19 protein-coding genes and 1 tRNA gene are annotated in these 17,208 nt (G+C 45.9%); 7 read left to right on the top strand and 13 right to left on the bottom strand.

Going from position 1 to position 17,208, the window contains the following annotated elements:
- The first annotated feature begins 120 nt into the window (after nt 1-120).
- On the top strand, nt 121-651 hold the full coding sequence (locus ACEW9J_RS24260; RefSeq protein WP_373547640.1) for an N-acetyltransferase family protein: 531 nt from the start codon (nt 121-123) through the stop codon (nt 649-651).
- A gap of 6 nt (nt 652-657) precedes the next feature.
- On the opposite strand, the gene ACEW9J_RS24255 is transcribed toward ACEW9J_RS24260, so the two are convergent.
- From ACEW9J_RS24255 to ACEW9J_RS24225, 7 genes are all read right to left on the bottom strand, one after another.
- Nucleotides 658-1,278 (bottom strand): HEAT repeat domain-containing protein, encoded by a 621-nt coding sequence (locus ACEW9J_RS24255; RefSeq protein ID WP_373547637.1) that lies wholly within the window; start codon nt 1,276-1,278, stop codon nt 658-660.
- Nucleotides 1,279-1,398: 120 nt separating this feature from the next.
- A complete protein-coding gene (locus ACEW9J_RS24250) occupies nt 1,399-2,676 on the bottom strand; it encodes a HEAT repeat domain-containing protein (protein ID WP_373547636.1) in 1,278 nt (425 codons plus the stop codon).
- Between the two features lie 201 nt (nt 2,677-2,877).
- A complete protein-coding gene (locus tag ACEW9J_RS24245) occupies nt 2,878-3,372 on the bottom strand; it encodes a bleomycin hydrolase (protein WP_373547635.1) in 495 nt (164 codons plus the stop codon).
- A gap of 75 nt (nt 3,373-3,447) precedes the next feature.
- Nucleotides 3,448-4,002, bottom strand: a complete 555-nt coding sequence (locus tag ACEW9J_RS24240) for a bleomycin hydrolase (protein WP_373547634.1) — start codon at nt 4,000-4,002, stop codon at nt 3,448-3,450.
- A gap of 153 nt (nt 4,003-4,155) precedes the next feature.
- Nucleotides 4,156-4,767, bottom strand: a complete 612-nt coding sequence (locus tag ACEW9J_RS24235) for a DedA family protein (protein WP_373547633.1) — start codon at nt 4,765-4,767, stop codon at nt 4,156-4,158.
- Nucleotides 4,768-5,018: 251 nt separating this feature from the next.
- On the bottom strand, nt 5,019-6,173 hold the full coding sequence (gene chrA, locus ACEW9J_RS24230; RefSeq protein WP_373547632.1) for a chromate efflux transporter: 1,155 nt from the start codon (nt 6,171-6,173) through the stop codon (nt 5,019-5,021).
- Nucleotides 6,174-6,311: 138 nt separating this feature from the next.
- Nucleotides 6,312-6,983: a DUF3386 domain-containing protein gene (locus ACEW9J_RS24225; RefSeq protein WP_373547631.1), complete on the bottom strand. Its 672-nt coding sequence runs from the start codon at nt 6,981-6,983 to the stop codon at nt 6,312-6,314.
- Between the two features lie 99 nt (nt 6,984-7,082).
- On the opposite strand from ACEW9J_RS24225, the gene ACEW9J_RS24220 reads away from it, so the two are divergent.
- Genes ACEW9J_RS24220 through ACEW9J_RS24210 form a run of 3 tightly spaced genes read left to right on the top strand, consistent with a single transcriptional unit; the run spans nt 7,083 to nt 8,102 of the window.
- Complete coding sequence (locus ACEW9J_RS24220) at nt 7,083-7,220, top strand: hypothetical protein (RefSeq protein WP_373547630.1); 138 nt, start codon at nt 7,083-7,085, stop codon at nt 7,218-7,220.
- A complete protein-coding gene (locus ACEW9J_RS24215; protein WP_373547629.1) occupies nt 7,221-7,709 on the top strand; it encodes a hypothetical protein in 489 nt (162 codons plus the stop codon).
- Nucleotides 7,710-7,724: 15 nt separating this feature from the next.
- Complete coding sequence (locus ACEW9J_RS24210) at nt 7,725-8,102, top strand: DUF2358 domain-containing protein (protein ID WP_373547628.1); 378 nt, start codon at nt 7,725-7,727, stop codon at nt 8,100-8,102.
- A gap of 181 nt (nt 8,103-8,283) precedes the next feature.
- Here the strand turns inward: ACEW9J_RS24210 and ACEW9J_RS24205 are convergent, their stop codons facing one another.
- Nucleotides 8,284-9,486 (bottom strand): argininosuccinate synthase, encoded by a 1,203-nt coding sequence (locus tag ACEW9J_RS24205; RefSeq protein WP_373547627.1) that lies wholly within the window; start codon nt 9,484-9,486, stop codon nt 8,284-8,286.
- Nucleotides 9,487-9,705: 219 nt separating this feature from the next.
- Nucleotides 9,706-10,533: a photosystem II manganese-stabilizing polypeptide gene (locus tag ACEW9J_RS24200; protein ID WP_373547626.1), complete on the bottom strand. Its 828-nt coding sequence runs from the start codon at nt 10,531-10,533 to the stop codon at nt 9,706-9,708.
- A gap of 263 nt (nt 10,534-10,796) precedes the next feature.
- Between ACEW9J_RS24200 and ACEW9J_RS24195 the strand changes: the two genes are divergently transcribed.
- Both ACEW9J_RS24195 and ACEW9J_RS24190 read left to right on the top strand, forming a co-directional pair.
- Nucleotides 10,797-11,144 (top strand): hypothetical protein, encoded by a 348-nt coding sequence (locus tag ACEW9J_RS24195; protein ID WP_373547625.1) that lies wholly within the window; start codon nt 10,797-10,799, stop codon nt 11,142-11,144.
- Between the two features lie 321 nt (nt 11,145-11,465).
- Nucleotides 11,466-12,020 carry a tetratricopeptide repeat protein gene (locus ACEW9J_RS24190; protein ID WP_373547624.1) on the top strand — a complete coding sequence of 185 codons (555 nt, stop codon included), beginning with the start codon at nt 11,466-11,468 and terminating at the stop codon, nt 12,018-12,020.
- Between the two features lie 112 nt (nt 12,021-12,132).
- Here ACEW9J_RS24190 and ACEW9J_RS24185 read toward each other — a convergent pair whose 3' ends face one another.
- The 4 genes from ACEW9J_RS24185 to ACEW9J_RS24170 all read right to left on the bottom strand — a co-directional run bounded on the left by ACEW9J_RS24185 (nt 12,133) and on the right by ACEW9J_RS24170 (nt 15,783).
- A complete protein-coding gene (locus tag ACEW9J_RS24185) occupies nt 12,133-13,422 on the bottom strand; it encodes an ATP phosphoribosyltransferase regulatory subunit (protein ID WP_373547623.1) in 1,290 nt (429 codons plus the stop codon).
- 79 nt (nt 13,423-13,501) lie between these two features.
- Nucleotides 13,502-14,443 (bottom strand): molecular chaperone DnaJ, encoded by a 942-nt coding sequence (locus ACEW9J_RS24180; RefSeq protein WP_373547622.1) that lies wholly within the window; start codon nt 14,441-14,443, stop codon nt 13,502-13,504.
- Nucleotides 14,444-14,657: 214 nt separating this feature from the next.
- Nucleotides 14,658-15,527 carry a 16S rRNA (cytosine(1402)-N(4))-methyltransferase RsmH gene (gene rsmH / locus ACEW9J_RS24175; RefSeq protein ID WP_373547621.1) on the bottom strand — a complete coding sequence of 290 codons (870 nt, stop codon included), beginning with the start codon at nt 15,525-15,527 and terminating at the stop codon, nt 14,658-14,660.
- A 183-nt stretch (nt 15,528-15,710) separates the two neighbouring features.
- A tRNA-Glu gene (locus ACEW9J_RS24170) sits at nt 15,711-15,783 on the bottom strand.
- Between the two features lie 171 nt (nt 15,784-15,954).
- Between ACEW9J_RS24170 and ACEW9J_RS24165 the strand changes: the two genes are divergently transcribed.
- Nucleotides 15,955-17,160, top strand: a complete 1,206-nt coding sequence (locus tag ACEW9J_RS24165) for a histidinol-phosphate transaminase (protein WP_373547620.1) — start codon at nt 15,955-15,957, stop codon at nt 17,158-17,160.
- Nucleotides 17,161-17,208: the final 48 nt, after the last annotated feature.

The raw sequence follows: 17,208 nt of genomic DNA, 5'->3' as shown, positions 1-17,208 counted from the left end.
GCCAACTAATTGGCTAGTTTTTAATAGTAATTAGCTAAGATCCCAATCCGAGCAATGAAATACAACAAATACGTGAGGAAGTATGAAGCGATCGAAACCCATGTGGAGTATAGGATCTAAATTTCCGGATGGGTCTATTTTTTATCGCAATCGCTCAAGCAAACTATTCCTTCATCACCACTGCCAGAAGGGTTTAAGATTCGCGCTGTCGATGGCGAACGGGAAGCACAGGTATGGGTAGATCTCCACAACCAAGCTTTTCGTAGTGCTTGGATCTACCAACCCCTAACTGTAGAAAGTTACAAACATCGCTTACAAAATCCTGACTACTTACCCGGACTAGATTTAGTTGCAGTCGATGCTGACGGTAAGTTTGCCTCGATCTGTTATTGCTCGATTAATCAAGCGCACAACACATTTATCGGCAGACAAGAGGGATGGGTTGTTCTCTTATTCACCAGCCCAGACTTTCAAAGGAGAGGATTAGCAAGAGCGATGTTATTTCATGCTTTAGAGCAGCTCAAGGCTCTAAAGATGGAGATTGCTAACATTGGTGTCGATGCTGAGAATGCTTTCGGAGCCAGAAAGCTATGTGAATCAGTCGGATTTAAGCATAGTTATACTAACATCGCCTACGTCAAGCATTTATAGGCTCGATTAAGCTCTGCGGGCTGCTTGCATTTCCTTGTATTTCATCGTCTGCTCCAATCGTGGTAAGGCACTAGTGGCTGATTCGCGGACGTACTCATCGAGACTGGTATCCTCGATCGCTGCCGCTAAAATTGGCTCTGCACGGATGTCGCCGATACTAGCCAAGGTATTTACCAAAATTACCTGAAGGGCGATGTTATCGGTCGTCTGGAGAGCCTCTACGAGGATTTCAAAGGCTGGGGTACCCAGCTCTCCTAGTGCCATTACTGCGGCAATATTGACAACGGGATTCTCATCGCTCATCGAAGTTTTGAGGCATTCCAATCCCTCGGCGGGAAACGGGACATCGGGATAGTTGACGATTACTTGTGCTAGAGCTTTGACGGCACTACCGCGCACGGTGACATTCTCGCTCCTCGCCAAGATCTCGATCAAAAATGGTACGGTGTCCATCCCGATCGCGCCGAGCGTTTTGACAGCGGCACGGCGATAGGTAGTATCATCTTCATCGAGGATGCTTATCAGCCGAGGAATCGTCGTCTCATCGCGAGTCTCAACTAGTTCTAGCATCGCTCGATCGCGTAAATTGGGATTGGGATGTTTGAGTCGATCGAATAATGCTTCCATTAGGGGGTAGAGGGTAGAGGGTAGTTAACGCAAGATGTAGGGTGGGCACTGCCCACCAGCTAGGTTTCAGGCACAATCTATCTAATAAATGAATGCGCCTACCTACTTATTCACCCAAATTTATTGGTTTGCGGCGATCGCAGATCGGGCGCGAATCAGCCAATCATCATCATTAGCTGTTAATTCTCGTCCGCTGTCATCGCCGAGCTTGGCTAATGCCATCAAGATCGCGTATTTGAGATCCCAAATTTTGGTATCCAAACTAGCTACCAGTAACGGTATTGCTCGTGTGTCGCCGAGTTCGCCCAAGGCAAGAGCAGCGGCGGCGCGAGACTTCTGGAACTGTGGTTCGCGGTTATGTAAGGCTTCGACTAAGAGATCGTAACCTGGCATATATTTGAGCCACCCGAGCAGTTTCATCACATGATAATGGGCACCATAGTCGTTGTAAGCCTCTGCTTCATAAGTCGCCAGCAATGCCGCAGGTGCAAGCGCGGCAAAGTCATCAAGGATCGTCTGAGTGGCTAAATAGCACAGTCCAAAATCAGTCTCATACAACTGCCGAATCAAGAAATCTAGCGTGGGTGGCAGATCGTATTCGTGAATTAATTCTAGATCTTGGGGTCGATCGAGTAATGTTTGCTCTAAGCTCGATCGAATATCGGCATATTCTAGCTCTCCGCTGGCAATGCCACAATCTGCAAGTAGTCGAATCGCACGTAAGCGAAAGACGATCGATACCGGACATCTCGCGATCGCCCCAATTGCGGGATAATAATTAGCATCGATCAGATCTTGAATACAAGCGCGTCTAGCATTCCGATTGGGGTGGAACAAAAATTCCATCACCCGCTCCATCTGAGTATAGTCACCTGTAAATCGACACACCGCCGCAATCGCGGCACTCGCTGTCGCTTCATCGGTAGACTCAGTAAAAGTTCTAATTCGATCGAGTGCTGGTGAATAATCGAGCTTAACCAAGGTGTGAATGATGACACGATGATTTTGTCCTTCGCGCTCTAATATTTGCGCGATTTCTGACAATATTTCGGGATCTTTAGTCCCAATTTCACCGATCGCCCACACGGCATTTTCGACAGTATAACAGTCTGATTCTGCCAAGCAGGTACGGATCGCAGGTAATGCTTGTCTAGCTTGGAGTTTGCCCAGTGTCTCGACAGATTTGCGCCTCACGATCCGATTATCGAGTTCGGGATCGTCATTGGCGATCGCGCGGAGCAGCGCATCGATCGATGCCTCTGTGTCAAAATTGATCAGGTGAGAAGCCGCGACATAGCGGGATTCATCTTCTGCTAGTTTATCGCAGGGCGTATCTAATAACTCGATCGCTTCTGCTTCGGTAAGATTAAAAATATTAAAAAAACGTTTATTAGTCATAATTTATTTTATTACCAAGTAACGATTTTAGACTTCAACAGATCCCAACAGATCCCCGACTTCTTCGAGAAGAAGTCGGGGATCTAGTTCATCACATAACAAAAGAGGCTCTCGATCGATCGCTCAACCATTAGGCAAAGCAATAGATCGAAAACCTCCTTTAGCACTCAAATAACCTAAATTACTGAGTCAACCAGCTTCCTAAGATAAGGAGTTGATGGTGTAGTCGAGGAGAGCATTGTATTCAACCAATGCTTGAGCGGACATGTCACGAGGAGCACAACCGCGAGTACGGGCAAAGCGGAGAGCTTCAACGTAAGGAGCAGTAGGTAAGTCTAATGCACGGTAAACTTCACGTCCACCAGCAATACCCCACTCATCCAAAGGACCAGTACCACCAACGATCAAACAGTAGTTGATCAAACGCATGTAGTGTTTGATGTCGCGTAAGCACTTGTCTTTTTTAACTTGGGTTTCGTTAGCTTCACCAGAGTTGTTCAAGTAGCCATACTTTTTGATGCACGCATCGTAAGCTTCTTTAGCTACGCTGTCCAAGTTAGCCGCCAATTTCTCAGCAGCTTCCAAACGTGCGCCTGCACGTTGGATGCTACCTTGTACGGATTCTAGATCGGAAGAGGTAGGAAAACGACCAGCCGCATCAGCAGCAGCGATTACCGTGGTAACAACAGATTTCATGTTCTAATAACTCCAGAAAAAATATTTTGATAGTTTGTTTCAATTCAGTCAGCTGGTAACGATCGATCTCGTCTACTAGCTAAGTGCAGAGATTACGCGATCGAAATAGGAAGCAGCTTCGGAAGTCAGTGCGGAACAGTCACCTTTAGATGCACCCATTTGGACAAAACGCTTACCACCGTTTGCTTCGGTATTGGTGTCGTTGATGTGAGCTAGCGCAGCAGATTTCATGATTTGAACTGCACGGATGGTAGAAGTTGTCGGTACTCCCAATGCTGCATAAGTTTCTTTCATACCGTTCAAACAACGATCGTCGAGTACGGAAGCATCACCAGCCAGCAGAGCGTATGTGACGTAGCGCAAGATGATTTCTGCGTCGCGCAAGCAAGCAGCCATGCGACGGTTGGGGTAACAGTTACCACCAGCTTGGATTAGACCTTGGTTTTCGCAAATCATCCCAGCTACAGCATCGGATACAGCGCAGCTAGCATTACTAGCGATCGCGTTGACTGCATCTAAGCGTTTGTTGCCTTCAGCGATGAAACCTTTGAGTGCATTCAGGTCGGTACCACCAATCGGTGCAGTCTTAGCATCTGCGGTTACTACCGCTCTGGAAAAAGAGTCAAGCATCGTAAGCTTTTCCTTAGTTGATATTTAACGATTTCGAGGTTCATCATAAACAATCTCTGGTTACAACACCGTTGTTATGAGAAACAACTCAACAATCTGTAATATTTGCGAGGAGATGGTAAAAAATGGCGACCTGCATTTGTGTTACCAAATCTAATTCTTTGTTCGTTGCTGTGCTTTGAGAATGTGGAAAATAGATGGAGCCAGCGATATAAACATAATTCCTAAAACAATTGGTAGCAAATATTGGTCGATCTGCTCTGGTGGAATTGTTTTGCCTAAAAAGTAACCCAAAGCAGTCAAACCGCTCGCCCAGACAAATCCACCAACAACATTATACTGCATGAATGTCTGATAGCGCATCGCTGCAATCCCCGCCACAATCGGCGCAAAAGTCCGAACAAACGGCATAAATCTTGCCAAAATAATTGCCGTCTTACCTTGGATACTAAAAAACTCTTCCGCAGCTATCAAATGCTTTTTCTTAAAGAACTTAGAATCCTCTTTGTCAAATAATTTGCGCCCAAATCTTTTGCCCGTATAGTACCCAACACTATCGCCCACAATTGCAAATACAAAACAGCCAAATGCCATCACGCGAATATCCAGTCCAGTTTTGGCTAAAGAACACATGAAGCCAGCCACAAAAAGTAAACTATCCCCAGGCAACAAAAAGCCGACCAATAATCCTGATTCCGCAAAAACAATCCCCCATACCAAGGGATACCCAAAAATTTTAATTAATGTTTGTAAATCAAAGTGCATATTAATCTAAAGCCTCACTCAATCTCTATTTTTTATAATATTGACGATCGATCTAAAATCTCAATTGTGTCCGGTAGGTAATAATTAGTTCTGGGCATAGTTGAGAAGTAGAGTGAGGCATACCATCATCATAGCCAGTCTGTCGCGAGCGAGATTGTAGAAATTTGGAAAACATTGCTACTTGAGCATTGTCGATCGATATTATTTAAACTACATCAGCCTGGAAGAGATTTACTTAAACTGGGGCAATTTTAGTGATATCGAGCCAATTGTCCGATTAAACCAATTGTTGCACTACCAAATATCAGCCAGATTGCCTCAATCCGCCATCGCCATAGTAACAATGAACTTACAACGGCGATCGCCAAGGATTGCCAGTCCACGAGTGTACTTACCCCCAATCGATAAGCAACTACGACAATCGCCCCCCAAGCTCCAGCGTTGACACCATCTAACCAACTTCTAAACCAGCGCGAATGTCGCAGTCTAGGTGCCCAAAATGTCAGTAGAGCGACGAAGCCAAAGCTAGGTAAGAAGATGCCAATTGTGGCAGCGATCGCGCCCTGATGCCCAGCTAGCAAGTACCCAATGAATGTAGCTGTGGTAAATAATGGCCCTGGAGTGATCTGCCCGATGGCGATCGCATCGAGCAACTGTGTCGATGTCAACCAATGAGTGCGATCGACCAATTCTGGCTGGAGAAATGCTAACAATACATAGCCACCGCCATAAATCGTCGCACCAATTTTCAGAAAAATAGTCAAGACATCTACCCATGAAGGATGAGACGTAATTACTGGAAAAATGGCTAAGATCGGCAATTCAAGCTTGGGCAACCAGACAACGGGCAATCCACCTCTCAAGCCCTGCCAATTTTGACCCAGCAGTACTCCAAATCCTGCCACCAATAGCACCATTAATGTATTTAGGTCAAAATATCCAAACAAGCCGATCGCGCCGATTCCAGCGACACCTGTGGCGATATTTTTAATTGCCGATCGACGTAACTTCCACATCGCTTGAATGGTCAATACCACCACTACTGGCTTGATACTGGCAAAAATCGCGATCGATTCAGGAATCGCTTGCACTCGATCGTACCCGATCGCTAGTCCCCAAACGATCGCCATCGCTGGCACAATAAAACACACCCCTGCAATAATTAACCCCCACCAGCCAGCCCGCAGGTAGCCGATATAAATCGCCAACTCTGTCGAACTTGGCCCCGGAATCAGATTTGTCAACCCAATTAAATCCAAGAATTGCGCCTGAGAAATCCATTGTCGCCGGGTGACAATTTCGGCTTCTAGCATGGCAATATGCGCCGCTGGGCCGCCAAATCCGATCGTGCTCAGTTTCAAAAAGACCGCAGCTACTTCAGTCAACCGAGGGCGGGAATCAAACATAAATTATCAAGCTTTACTTTCTATGCTCATAGCAACTCTCGATGTCTAATCTCAAAAACTAAGACTACAGACGTAAAATCGCTGGTGAAGTTTACATCTGTAGCCATAAATAACCTAACGACTCATAGCAGTTAATACCTAGACTGTCGCCGCGACAGCTTTAACTTGAGCGGGTAATAATTCGATATCGGTAAAAGTAAACTCAGTAGTTACGGGTTGACCGTCTTCTACAGCTTGGATAATCCGTTGGCTGAGAATTTGGTACTCGCCAACTTTTTGATAATTATCTTCAAAGACGATTTTACCGCTTTTGATTTCTCCCGTGACAGGATCGGCGTAGATCGAGTCATAGCGATGAGAGAGATAGCCCGCACCAGTATCGTGACTGCTAAAGGTATCGATCGTCACCATGATCCCATGAATATGGCGATGAACGTGGCAGACTTCGTTATTACGGAGTTTATAGCGATCGCCTGTGGATTTGCCGCCCATGAGGATTTCTACTGCACCTGTGGCGTCGGTTTCGCCATAGCTAAAAGTATTTTTGCTATGAGTATCAGCAAAAGTCCGGCGGACGCGGTGGATGGCTACTTCACGCAGTTGTCCGATAATTGAATCCCGCGCTTCTTCATCATCGATACCGATGACTTCCGCACTGAGATTGGCTTTGACAGCAATTGTACCAGTCAGCACTCGATCTCCATGTTGAAATTTCACTGCGGCTGTGTAGCCAGGAAAACTCGGCTCCCAAGTATAACGGTTTTCGTAAGCAGCCTGAAATAGCTCCTGTGCAGATTTTGATTCAGTCATCTTGTCTAAACGTATGATTTGATATTTAATCCTATTTTAGAGATCTTTTGCCAGATTTTCGCTTGATTGAGCTAGGATAATGATGAATTACAAAGTAAGATGACTAGCATAGATGCCCAAGATCTTCGCGCCGTAGCCACAGCATTCGCAGTCGAACGGCAAGTATGTATTCCAGAACTATCCCGATCGATCGAGGATAAGGAAAAAATCGCCGCTGGATTATTACTATGCTTATAATTGGCGATCGGTCAAACAATTGCTGGCGTCAAAATCGTGCGACTCGATCGAATTTACCCATCAGGACGCAATCAGGGCTTAATTGACTTTAAATTAGTTTGTCTTCCTGCCGATCGCAATCCCGTTGAGCTAGGGATTTGTGTCTTGCCATTTCTCGATATTGAAGTCGTCAATGAAGCTTATATGCGACTACTAGTGTACAAAGATTTTGGCATCGATCTGTTGTGCTTAATTCGCCCAGGCGATTTGAAGACCAATCTCTGTCAGTCACCTATTTGGCTACCCAAGTTGCTATCGAATGATATTGGCGGTAGTCCGATCTCCCTCAAACCCATCGACCTGCTCGGTATTCTTACCACTCTGTCGGTCTTTAGTCACAAGCAGCAACATGGTGTGACAAATGAGGCGATCTGTGCATATTTGCGTGCAGAAGAGCTATTAATTAAAAATGAGCTAATTAAAAGTATTCTCACTACTACTAAATTCTAAAGTCGCCGTTCTAACATGGATATTATTACGATCTTGCGTCAAGACTACGCCAAATTTCCCATCGATCAAAGCTATCAAATCTATGCCGAGGATGTCTATTTTCAAGACCCACTAACGCGGTTTCGTGGACTCGATCGTTACCAGCAGACCATCGAGTTTATCCAGAAATGGTTTAAAAATCCTCACTTAGAATTACACGCGATCGATCGGGTCGATCGCGAGATCTCCACTCGCTGGTCATTGAGCTGGAATACGCCGCTACCTTGGTATCCACGGATCGAAATTACTGGTAGAACTGAGTTATTGTTGAATGAATTAGATTTAATTATCAGTCACATTGACTACTGGGATCGATCGCCACTAGATGTTCTAAAACAACACTTTAGGCGTTAGGCGGTAGAGGGTGTTTGATAAGTTATATGTAATACGCTCAGTCAGTGTAGATCCCCCTTCAAAAAGGGGACTTCCGGATCTGGTTCCCCTTTTTGAAGGGGTTTTAGGGGAGATCTCTAGGGTTTAACTTGAAACAAGATTGACTCCTAAAACCTAAAGCCTAAAACCTAAAGCCTAAAGCCTAAAGCCTATTCCGCTGAGACCATACCCGTGTAGGTAAGCCCCAAACGTAAATAAATCCTTCAGCAGCCTTGTGATCGAACTTGTCATCGGCACCGTAGGTAGCCAAGTCCATATCATATAAACTGTACTCTGACCGCCGCCCGACAATTACCGCATTGCCCTTAAATAGCTTGATCCGGATAGTACCAGTTACTCGTGCTTGGGTTTGCTCGATAAAGGCATCCAGGGCAGCTTTAAGAGGCGAATACCACAGACCGTTGTAGACGATTTTACTATAAGTTTCCTCGATGCCCCGTTTGTATTGGGTGACATCGCCAGTGAGGGTGAGGCTCTCTAGCTCTCGGTGAGCTTGAATTAACACGGACAAAGCGGGAACTTCGTAGATTTCGCGCGATTTGATGCCGACGAGACGGTTTTCAACCATATCAATCCGCCCGATGCCATGATTGCCAACAGTTTGATTTAATTGGCTAATCAGACTGACTGGAGCGAGTACTGTACCATTAATGCTATCTGGAACGCCGCAAGTAAAGCCAATCTCAATATATTCTGGCTCGTTTGGTGTATTTTCGATCGCTTTAGTGAGTGCATAAACTTCTTCCAGCGGTTCTACCCACGGATCTTCGAGCGCACCAGCCTCAACACTCCGTCCCAATAAATTGAGATCGACGCTGTAGGGAGAGGATTTTTTTACAGGTGAGGGAATTCCGCATTTCTCCCCATACGCGATCGTTTGTTCGCGGCTCATCCCCCATTCCCGCGCTGGAGCCAGCACTTTCAAGTTAGGATTGAGGGCAGCGATCGAGACATCAAATCTGACTTGATCGTTACCTTTACCGGTACAACCGTGAGCGACGGCATCCGCGCCGTACTCAGCAGCGGCTTCGACTAGCAATTTGGCAATCAATGGACGCGCTAGAGCGGTAGAGAGTGGATAACGATTTTCATACAGCGCATTAGCCTTGAGTGCAGGGAAGGCATAATCGATGATAAAACTTTCGGTTGCTTTCGCTACGAGTGAGACACTAGCCCCAGAGTCTAAAGCTTTTTGACGAATCGGTTCTAATTCATCTCCCTGTCCCAAGTCTGCGGCGAGGGTAATTACTTCTTCCACACCCCATTCCTGTTTGAGATAAGGAATACATACGGAGGTATCTACCCCACCAGAATAAGCAAGCACGACTTTTTTAGCACGACCCATATGTGGTATCACTTTGTGAATGAAGAATTAATACTATAGAGAATAGAGGTTAGCACATCGAAAATAAGGTATCGAATCTAGCGATCTCAGTTTCTCAATTTGAAGATCGCCAAGCCAGATAGAATTTACTCATTGTCGATCCCTAAAAAAGGTGTCATACCCGATCGATACAACACCTGTCAGAATATCTAAATCCGAACCTAAAGCCCAAAGCCTAAATTAGGATTTGGTTTCTAGACGAGCATAGAAAAGACCGCGAATTTTGACTTCTTTGGGATCTAGAGCACCTAAATCTGTATCGGAGGTTTGTTCGCTCTCAAAAATACCCGCGATTTCGCCAGTTGCACTGTTGACTTTCGCAACTTCAAAGTTGATTTTACCTTTTGAAGCAGTAGCACGCTTGGTGTTGGCACGATTACCAGTCCGGCTTTCGGATTCGGCTTGCAGTGCTACAGCATTGTCATATCCACTGGCAACACCACGACCTTTAGGATCGAGGAAGACATTACCACGGTAGGATGGTACTTTGTATTCACCTGCAAAGTCGGTAGAAGTAGTGATACTTTCTACTCCAGGCTTGCTAGTTGCGACCAATTCTTTGACGGTAAATAGGAAAGGTACTAGCTCACCACCAGGCATTTTGACAGTGATAGCTTGGAAGTCAATTCCATCTTCCTCTTTGAAAGTGAGAGTGCGATCTTCGGCTAGTGTGACGGAACCTCTAATCTGATCGAGACTAGAAGTTGCGCGGGTGACTAATTTACCTGCGACAAATTCAGCTTCCTGACGTTTATTTTGAGGTTCTTCCTTGACAAAGTAATTAGTGGGTTGGATGCACATGTCGATGAACTGGTAACTCTTGGCAACATCCAGCGCAATTGCTCCCCGACTGGTATCGTCGATGACGGGGCAGTTATTTGCCAGTCCCGTCCCCCGAATATCTTCATATGTGAGTACAGTTGTTGCTGATACAGGTGCATCACTGCAAGCCGTCAACAAGCCAATACAGATGGCTAGTAGAGCGGCGACTAATCCGCGAAATTTCATGATGAACCTCAATTTTCGATATATTTTATGTTATTACAGTCTTTGCCGATGCGTGAGCCTTGGATCGAATTAATCTTCAAAATTGTGTTCGATCGAGGGTCACAGACGCAGTAAGATAATTGTCTTGTCGATCGGTATTTTACAACGAGCTTGCCGTCTACGTCACATCTGTCAGCAAACGATTTGTGAATATTTGATGCCATGTGTAGCCACAGATCTCAAAATATAAATTTATATTAAAAATATTTGACAGATCGAGTTAAATGAACCAATACAATAACTCAGTACCCTCAAAATTGGAATCAAACAGATTGTCATCTTCAAATACCAATACCTCGAATGTCGATCTAGATGAGATCGCCGCCAAAATACATAGCATTGCCGATCGCGACCGCACAGATCCGATCGCCCTGCTGCAATTGTTGCGTACTTTAGAACATCTTCACCACGAAATTCAACAAGGCTATTTTCAATCGGCTCTCCCCAATAATCGCCAGGCTCTATACGCCCTGTTGCGAGATATCGAGGAAAATGGTGGCTGGCCCTATATTCAACGGTGGAAACTCCAGGAACTATTTGCTAACCTAGCAGAAACAGAACCAGAAATATAGATATTATAATTTTCTCAAAAGCAATATGTTTGCCGATTGGAGATGTATGAAGATGTCACATTAGGCTATTCGGCTGGACTCGATCTCAGAAAGACCAATGGATTTGCTGAAACTGCTAAGATCTCAATTGTAAATATTCTATCTTAAAGATTCTAACGTCTAGATGCTGTCTTTAAAACAGCACTCAAGCGAACGATCTCCAAAAGTGGTAGGAGCTAGACACTCCATGCACTGGGCGGCTGTGGCTAGGGGCGGCGTTCCCGTCGCCCCTAGCAAATGTCAACGGCTTTAAGTAGAAGTGCTATTGCGCTGTAGATCGAGATGACCATAAAGTATGAAAATATGCCTGATAATCTAAATAACCAACCGGACATTCCCATAGATTCTCAGCCTGACTTCCAGCAACATCCTCAAGATGCGAGTGGGTATTACAATCGCGGTCGCGCTCGCGATCTGGGGGGAGATCGGGAAGGTGCTTTAGCTGACTACAATTGCACAATTCAACTAGATCCCAACCATGCCAAAGCATATGTCAATCGAGGGTTACTGCTCGACAAGATCGGCAATCAGCAGGGGGCATTATCCGACTACGATCGATCGATCGAACTCGACAATCGTAGTGCGACTAGCTACTACAATCGCGCGAATGTTCGCTATCGATTAGAAGATCTTCATGGGGCACTAGCCGACTACGATCGATCGATTCAACTAGATCCGAACCGTGCAAAAGCCTATTATAACCGTGGCACGATCTGTGCTTATCTGGGCAATCGAGAAGGCGCACGCCAAGATCTCCAAGCCGCCGCCGAGCTATTTCGGCAACAAGATCGAGAATGGGATTATCAACGTACTCTCGAAAAAGTCCAGGAGGTTTAAATTAATTGATAATTGATAATTGATAATTGATAATTGGGTTTTTAAGATGGGGATTTACACCCCGAAGCCATAGCTTCTGCTCTTTGTAGAGCGATTGTGCCATCATGCCCTTTTAGTCCAGTGCTTCGATTTCGACGCTATCGACACTAACCCAGGCAATTTGTGAAATGCCCCGCTCGATCGCGATTTGGCGAACGTTGGCGGCGGTTTCGTCATTGAGATACATTTCGACTCGGATCGACTCAGGGTTCGATCTCAACTTGTTGCCATAGATCAGAGCGGCTGCGGCGGCGGCGGGTGTCGTCGGCACTACCAACCAGTCTGGTTTGGCAGTGTAACGAGGCATGGAGGGGCTTGTTTGGAGAGCTTGCTGCAAATCTTCAATATTTAAGGCAAAGCCGATGCCTGGGAAGTTGTGACCTTGTGGGTGATACAGAGCCAGTAACCGATCGTAACGACCACCTTTGCCCAGAATATAGGCGCGGTCTTCAGTAATACTTACAGCTTCAAATACAATCCCCGTGTAGTAATCAAAGGTTTGGATCAAGCTTAAATCGAGGATAAGTGGGAGTGGGGTTTGGCTGGTAGAGGTCAATAATTCAACCAAGGTTTGGAGATGGGTAATGGTTGCTTGATGCTCTGAATCTAGTTCGAGTTGAGCTAGACGCGCCAATACTACAGCCGGATCGCCGCGCAAATCTATGAGTGAGAGCGCAAGCTGTTGCTGGTGAGGTGTCAGGGGTAATTGCTCTAAGGTGACACGATCGAGATGCGCCAAGCACCACCGAATTTGAGTCCGAAATTCGATCGGGAATTGAGCTAGTAAAGCACGGCTCAAACCTGCTTCTCCCAAAATTATTTGCCAATTGGGGACAGCTAGAGAGTTGAGAGTGTCCATCATCAGGAGAATTGCTTCGACATCTGCGAGGACTCCGCCAACGCCTAATAGTTCGATCCCCGCTTGATAAAATTCCTGTTGTCGGCCGTGATGTTCGAGATCGGCACGCCGGAATACATTGGCATTGTAGTACAATCTTTGGGGATACAGATCGCCCATTCTGGCGACAGCAGCACGAGCGATCGAAGCGGTCAATTCAGGGCGTAAACCGAGTGTACCACCTGCGGCGGCGGGGATCTGAATTACTGTCTCTCGATCGACCGCCCCACCTGCAATCAGTGTTTCTAGGCGTTCTAAAGTGGAGGTAATAATCCGGTGATAGCCCCAACGATGAAATACGTCCTGAATTCCTCTTTCTATCCACCGCTTCTGAGCCACATCTAACGGCAATAGATCTCTTGCGCCTGGAGCATAAAAGTTCGTTGGCGCAGCCTCCGATCTGGAAAATCGCGGCTGAGAGTTATCGCTGTGGTTGGGGGAGACGGTGGGGTGTCGATCGGTCATTTGGTTACAATTGGCAACAGGAGACTGCCAATTTTGGTAAATAGTAAGTAGTGATTAACAGCATACCAAATCCCGATCGCTAACCTGACTTTTTGCCAAATATGCCGCCAAATATGCCTTGATTGGGTTTTTTGGCGGTGACTTTACCCTTAGATCCATCCCGCTGCTGGTTAGATACCCGCTCGAATTCTTGTTTGGCTTGATTTGCCTGAGGATCTCTAGGTGCAAGTTGAATGGCTCTGTTAATGGAAAGTTTTGCCATTGTCATTTGTTGCTGATTTAGATACACCAATCCAAATAAAGTATGAGCGCGAACATTATTTGGCTCGACACTGAGCACCTCTCGCAGCTCTGGTACCGCTTTTACCCAATTCTTATTATTTACATAGTCTTCTGCTCGTCGGAGCGCACCTTCAATTGGTGATGCCTTAGCTTCGATCGATGTAGTTTCCTTGATGGGACTACTAGAAATCCGGCTATTGGTAGCTGTTGGTGGTGTAGATCTCACCGACTGTAACTGTTTGCGTAATAGGTACACCAGATTTAGTTCGCTAATTTGATTGATAATCTGTTCGCTGCGATCCAACTCTACATACAGTTGGGTGACGATCTGTGTTAATAGGCGATCGTAAACTAGCTCAAAGTCATTACCACTCTGGTAGAGTTGTTGGCACAGAGGATCGACGATCTGAAGATAACTACTTTCTTCGATCGATCTTTTGCTCAACAGTTCTAGCATAATCATCTGTTCTCGCAGCTCAGACGGTCGAGACAGCTTACCATAAGCGTGAGTCACCAGCCGCGAAAATAGTTGCACTCCCAACTGTCGATCCGCATCCGTTTTCCATTGAGCAGTATCAGGATGCAATAATCTAGCCACGACTTGGTAGCGTTCTCTAATGTTGATGCCTTCAGCATTTATACTCACACCTAAAATAGCGTGTCGATCGGTGAAGTCAAACTGAAACAATCCTCGATCTAGTTGAATCATATACTTTAGTGCGTAGCAACGCCGAGTCATAGGGTTCGAGCATCCCCACATCAATAGCCAGATCCGACACGTTCGACCGCTTAAAGACGATCCTCGATCCTCGAATCCTCTACTACTTCAGAAGTCGTTGGCGATCCACAGACTCTAAGGGGGTACATCATTTATATATTGCCCATTTCCGAAAAAATATTTACGTTTGTACCAAATTTACCCTCTTCCCAGTAAGAAATTAAATCGTTGATGCTCACGCACGATCGCTGTTATTTATCGCCCATCTTAATTTAGCCGATCGAGCGCGGGGATTTGTTGCCAATTCTGCATCGCTGGCAATAATCGGCTTTTTGGTTAATACTTTTAAGTTCTCATTTTCACGCAGGGTATGTTTGACGATCCGATCTTCGAGACTGTGAAAACTAATCAGTCCAATTTTACCTTCAGGCTTGAGCCATGTCGGTGCAATTGCGAGAAACTTTTCGAGCGAACTTAGTTCCTGATTTACCACGATTCTCAGAGCTTGAAATGTGCGTGTAGCCGGATGAATCCGTCCATAGCGATAGGATTTTGGCACAGCACCGCCGATCGTATATGCTAGCTGGGTAGTCGTCGTAAATGGTCGTCCCGCCACAATATCACGGGCAATTTGCCGAGATAGTCGTTCTTCCCCATAAGTAAAAATAATTCGGGCTAGCTCGACTTCAGAGGTATGGTTGACTAAATCGGCTGCTGTCGTACCTTGAGAGCGATCCATCCGCATATCCAGCGGTGCTTCATTCCGAAAACTAAATCCGCGTTCTGCAAGATCTAATTGCACCGAACTAACGCCTAAATCGGCAATAATTCCGTCAAATTTCTGCTCCAACGGTTGATAGTCAGCATAGTTACCATGCCAAAACTGGACGCCTTCATATGGTGAAAGTCTGGCTTTTGCAGCATCCAAAGCTTGCAAATCTCGATCGAGTGCTACGAGCCTCACATCAGGTGCAGCTTTTAAAATTAGTTCGCTATGTCCACCACCACCGACTGTCGCATCCAAATACCAACCCCTAGCAACTACCCCCAAACCAGCGACTGTTTCCTGGCTCAGAACTGGAATATGTGAAAAATTGGCATCCATCTTTTAGGGGGTAGGGGTAGGGAGGCTTTAGGCTTTAGGGGGTAGGAAATCGTTATTTAACGAAGAACATGGATTTTAACCCAATTATCAGTTATCAATTAATTTAACTATTCACTTCTACAATCGTGCAAAAAGAGGTCAGACAGTTGATGCCTAACCTCTTTTTATTGAATGTTGTCTAAGTAGCCCTAAGGGAAATCGAATCCCTGTCGCCTCCGTGAAAGGGAGGTGTCCTAGGCCTCTAGACGATAGGGCCTTGCCTCAGACATCTATCAATATACGAGATATTTAAATCGCTGTCAATACCTAGCGGAGATTTTTTTCTAGGCGAATATTTAGACGAACCACTTACTTCTGTGGTAGATCGATCTATGATGGGGATTCAAGCCCGATTCTCGTTCTCGAAGAGGCATTGCCAACGCTTACTATGACTACCACCCCTCTACGCACTCCTACCGTTGTGACGACGTTACCCTTCATTCGCAGCGAACTGACGAGTTTACAAGCATATACGACCCATCCTGGCGGCACAGAGGGGCAGTCTGTGGCGATCGATCTCGATGCGGCACTAATTTGCGATCGACTAGATACTAATGAGAATCCCTACGATCTGCCTGTGGAACTGAAGCAAAAATTGGCGCAGACATGGATAGAATCGATCGAGAGCAATCGTTATCCCGATGGGGGACACAATCGCCTCAAAGCCGCGATCGCTGGTTATGTGATGGAATCAGACCCCAGCCATCCCCACATCCTGCCCAGCCAGATTAGCGTCGGTAACGGTTCGGATGAGTTATTGCGATCGATCCTGATCGCGACTTGTGTGGGAGGTAGTGGCAGTATTTTAGTGGCTGGGCCAACTTTTAGCATGTATGGCATTTTGGCGCAGACGCTGGGGATACCTGTGGTAAGTATCGATCGTACTGCCAATTTTGAAGTCGATCTAGCTGCGGCACAGGAGGCGATTAGCCATCCTTCAGCTACGCCGATTAGAGTAGTGTTTATGGTACATCCCAATTCACCGACGGGAAACGCGCTCACAGCAGCAGAAATAGACTGGATGGGTCGTTTACCTTCAGATATTTTGGTGGTAGTAGATGAGGCTTATTTTGAGTTTAGCCAGCACACTCTAGTGACAGAATTAGCCGCACATCCAAACTGGATCGTCTTGCGGACATTCTCAAAAGCTTTCCGGTTGGCGGCACATCGGGTGGGTTATGCTGTCGGACATCCTCAACTAATTGCGACTCTAGAGCAGGTAAGATTACCTTACAATCTGCCCAGTATTTCTCTCGCCGCAGCGGAATTAGGATTACAACACCGCCAGTCATTATTGGCAGTGATTCCAGAACTACTCGAAGAACGCGATCGAATATTTGTAGCACTAACCAAAATTGATACACTTAGAGTATGGCGCAGTGATGCTAACTTTCTCTATGTACGACTACTAGAGGCGGCGAATCCAGAGTTAGCGATGGCTGAACTAATCGCCCAGTTAAAAATTCAGGGAACATCGATTCGCCATACTGGTGGCGGATTGCGGATTTCGATCGGTACTCCTGCTGAAAACGATCGGACTATTTCTAGAATCAGTCAGTTATTAAGTAACATCAGTTCGCGAGGAAGAGCCTAGAGACTGAAGTCTCTGCTCATAATACAAAGTCCGCCTTCTCTTCGAGAC

Origin of the sequence: Chamaesiphon sp. (genome assembly GCF_041737865.1) — a bacterium.
Lineage (GTDB): Bacteria > Cyanobacteriota > Cyanobacteriia > Cyanobacteriales > Chamaesiphonaceae > Chamaesiphon.
Note: the sequence above shows the minus strand (reverse complement) of the source record. Positions and strands in the feature narration are given on the sequence as shown.

What these genes read in the sequence shown, in the direction of transcription:
- ACEW9J_RS24255 (WP_373547637.1), bottom strand. Translation starts at nt 1,278, where the DNA reads ATGGAAGCATTATTCGATCGACTCAAACATCCCAATCCCAATTTACGC.
- ACEW9J_RS24250 (WP_373547636.1), bottom strand. Translation starts at nt 2,676, where the DNA reads ATGACTAATAAACGTTTTTTTAATATTTTTAATCTTACCGAAGCAGAA.
- ACEW9J_RS24245 (WP_373547635.1), bottom strand. Translation starts at nt 3,372, where the DNA reads ATGAAATCTGTTGTTACCACGGTAATCGCTGCTGCTGATGCGGCTGGT.
- ACEW9J_RS24240 (WP_373547634.1), bottom strand. Translation starts at nt 4,002, where the DNA reads ATGCTTGACTCTTTTTCCAGAGCGGTAGTAACCGCAGATGCTAAGACT.
- ACEW9J_RS24235 (WP_373547633.1), bottom strand. Translation starts at nt 4,767, where the DNA reads ATGCACTTTGATTTACAAACATTAATTAAAATTTTTGGGTATCCCTTG.
- chrA (WP_373547632.1), bottom strand. Translation starts at nt 6,173, where the DNA reads ATGTTTGATTCCCGCCCTCGGTTGACTGAAGTAGCTGCGGTCTTTTTG.
- ACEW9J_RS24225 (WP_373547631.1), bottom strand. Translation starts at nt 6,983, where the DNA reads ATGACTGAATCAAAATCTGCACAGGAGCTATTTCAGGCTGCTTACGAA.
- ACEW9J_RS24220 (WP_373547630.1), top strand. Translation starts at nt 7,083, where the DNA reads ATGACTAGCATAGATGCCCAAGATCTTCGCGCCGTAGCCACAGCATTC.
- ACEW9J_RS24210 (WP_373547628.1), top strand. Translation starts at nt 7,725, where the DNA reads ATGGATATTATTACGATCTTGCGTCAAGACTACGCCAAATTTCCCATC.
- ACEW9J_RS24205 (WP_373547627.1), bottom strand. Translation starts at nt 9,486, where the DNA reads ATGGGTCGTGCTAAAAAAGTCGTGCTTGCTTATTCTGGTGGGGTAGAT.
- ACEW9J_RS24200 (WP_373547626.1), bottom strand. Translation starts at nt 10,533, where the DNA reads ATGAAATTTCGCGGATTAGTCGCCGCTCTACTAGCCATCTGTATTGGC.
- ACEW9J_RS24195 (WP_373547625.1), top strand. Translation starts at nt 10,797, where the DNA reads ATGAACCAATACAATAACTCAGTACCCTCAAAATTGGAATCAAACAGA.
- ACEW9J_RS24190 (WP_373547624.1), top strand. Translation starts at nt 11,466, where the DNA reads ATGACCATAAAGTATGAAAATATGCCTGATAATCTAAATAACCAACCG.
- ACEW9J_RS24185 (WP_373547623.1), bottom strand. Translation starts at nt 13,422, where the DNA reads ATGACCGATCGACACCCCACCGTCTCCCCCAACCACAGCGATAACTCT.
- ACEW9J_RS24180 (WP_373547622.1), bottom strand. Translation starts at nt 14,443, where the DNA reads ATGACTCGGCGTTGCTACGCACTAAAGTATATGATTCAACTAGATCGA.
- rsmH (WP_373547621.1), bottom strand. Translation starts at nt 15,527, where the DNA reads ATGGATGCCAATTTTTCACATATTCCAGTTCTGAGCCAGGAAACAGTC.
- ACEW9J_RS24165 (WP_373547620.1), top strand. Translation starts at nt 15,955, where the DNA reads ATGACTACCACCCCTCTACGCACTCCTACCGTTGTGACGACGTTACCC.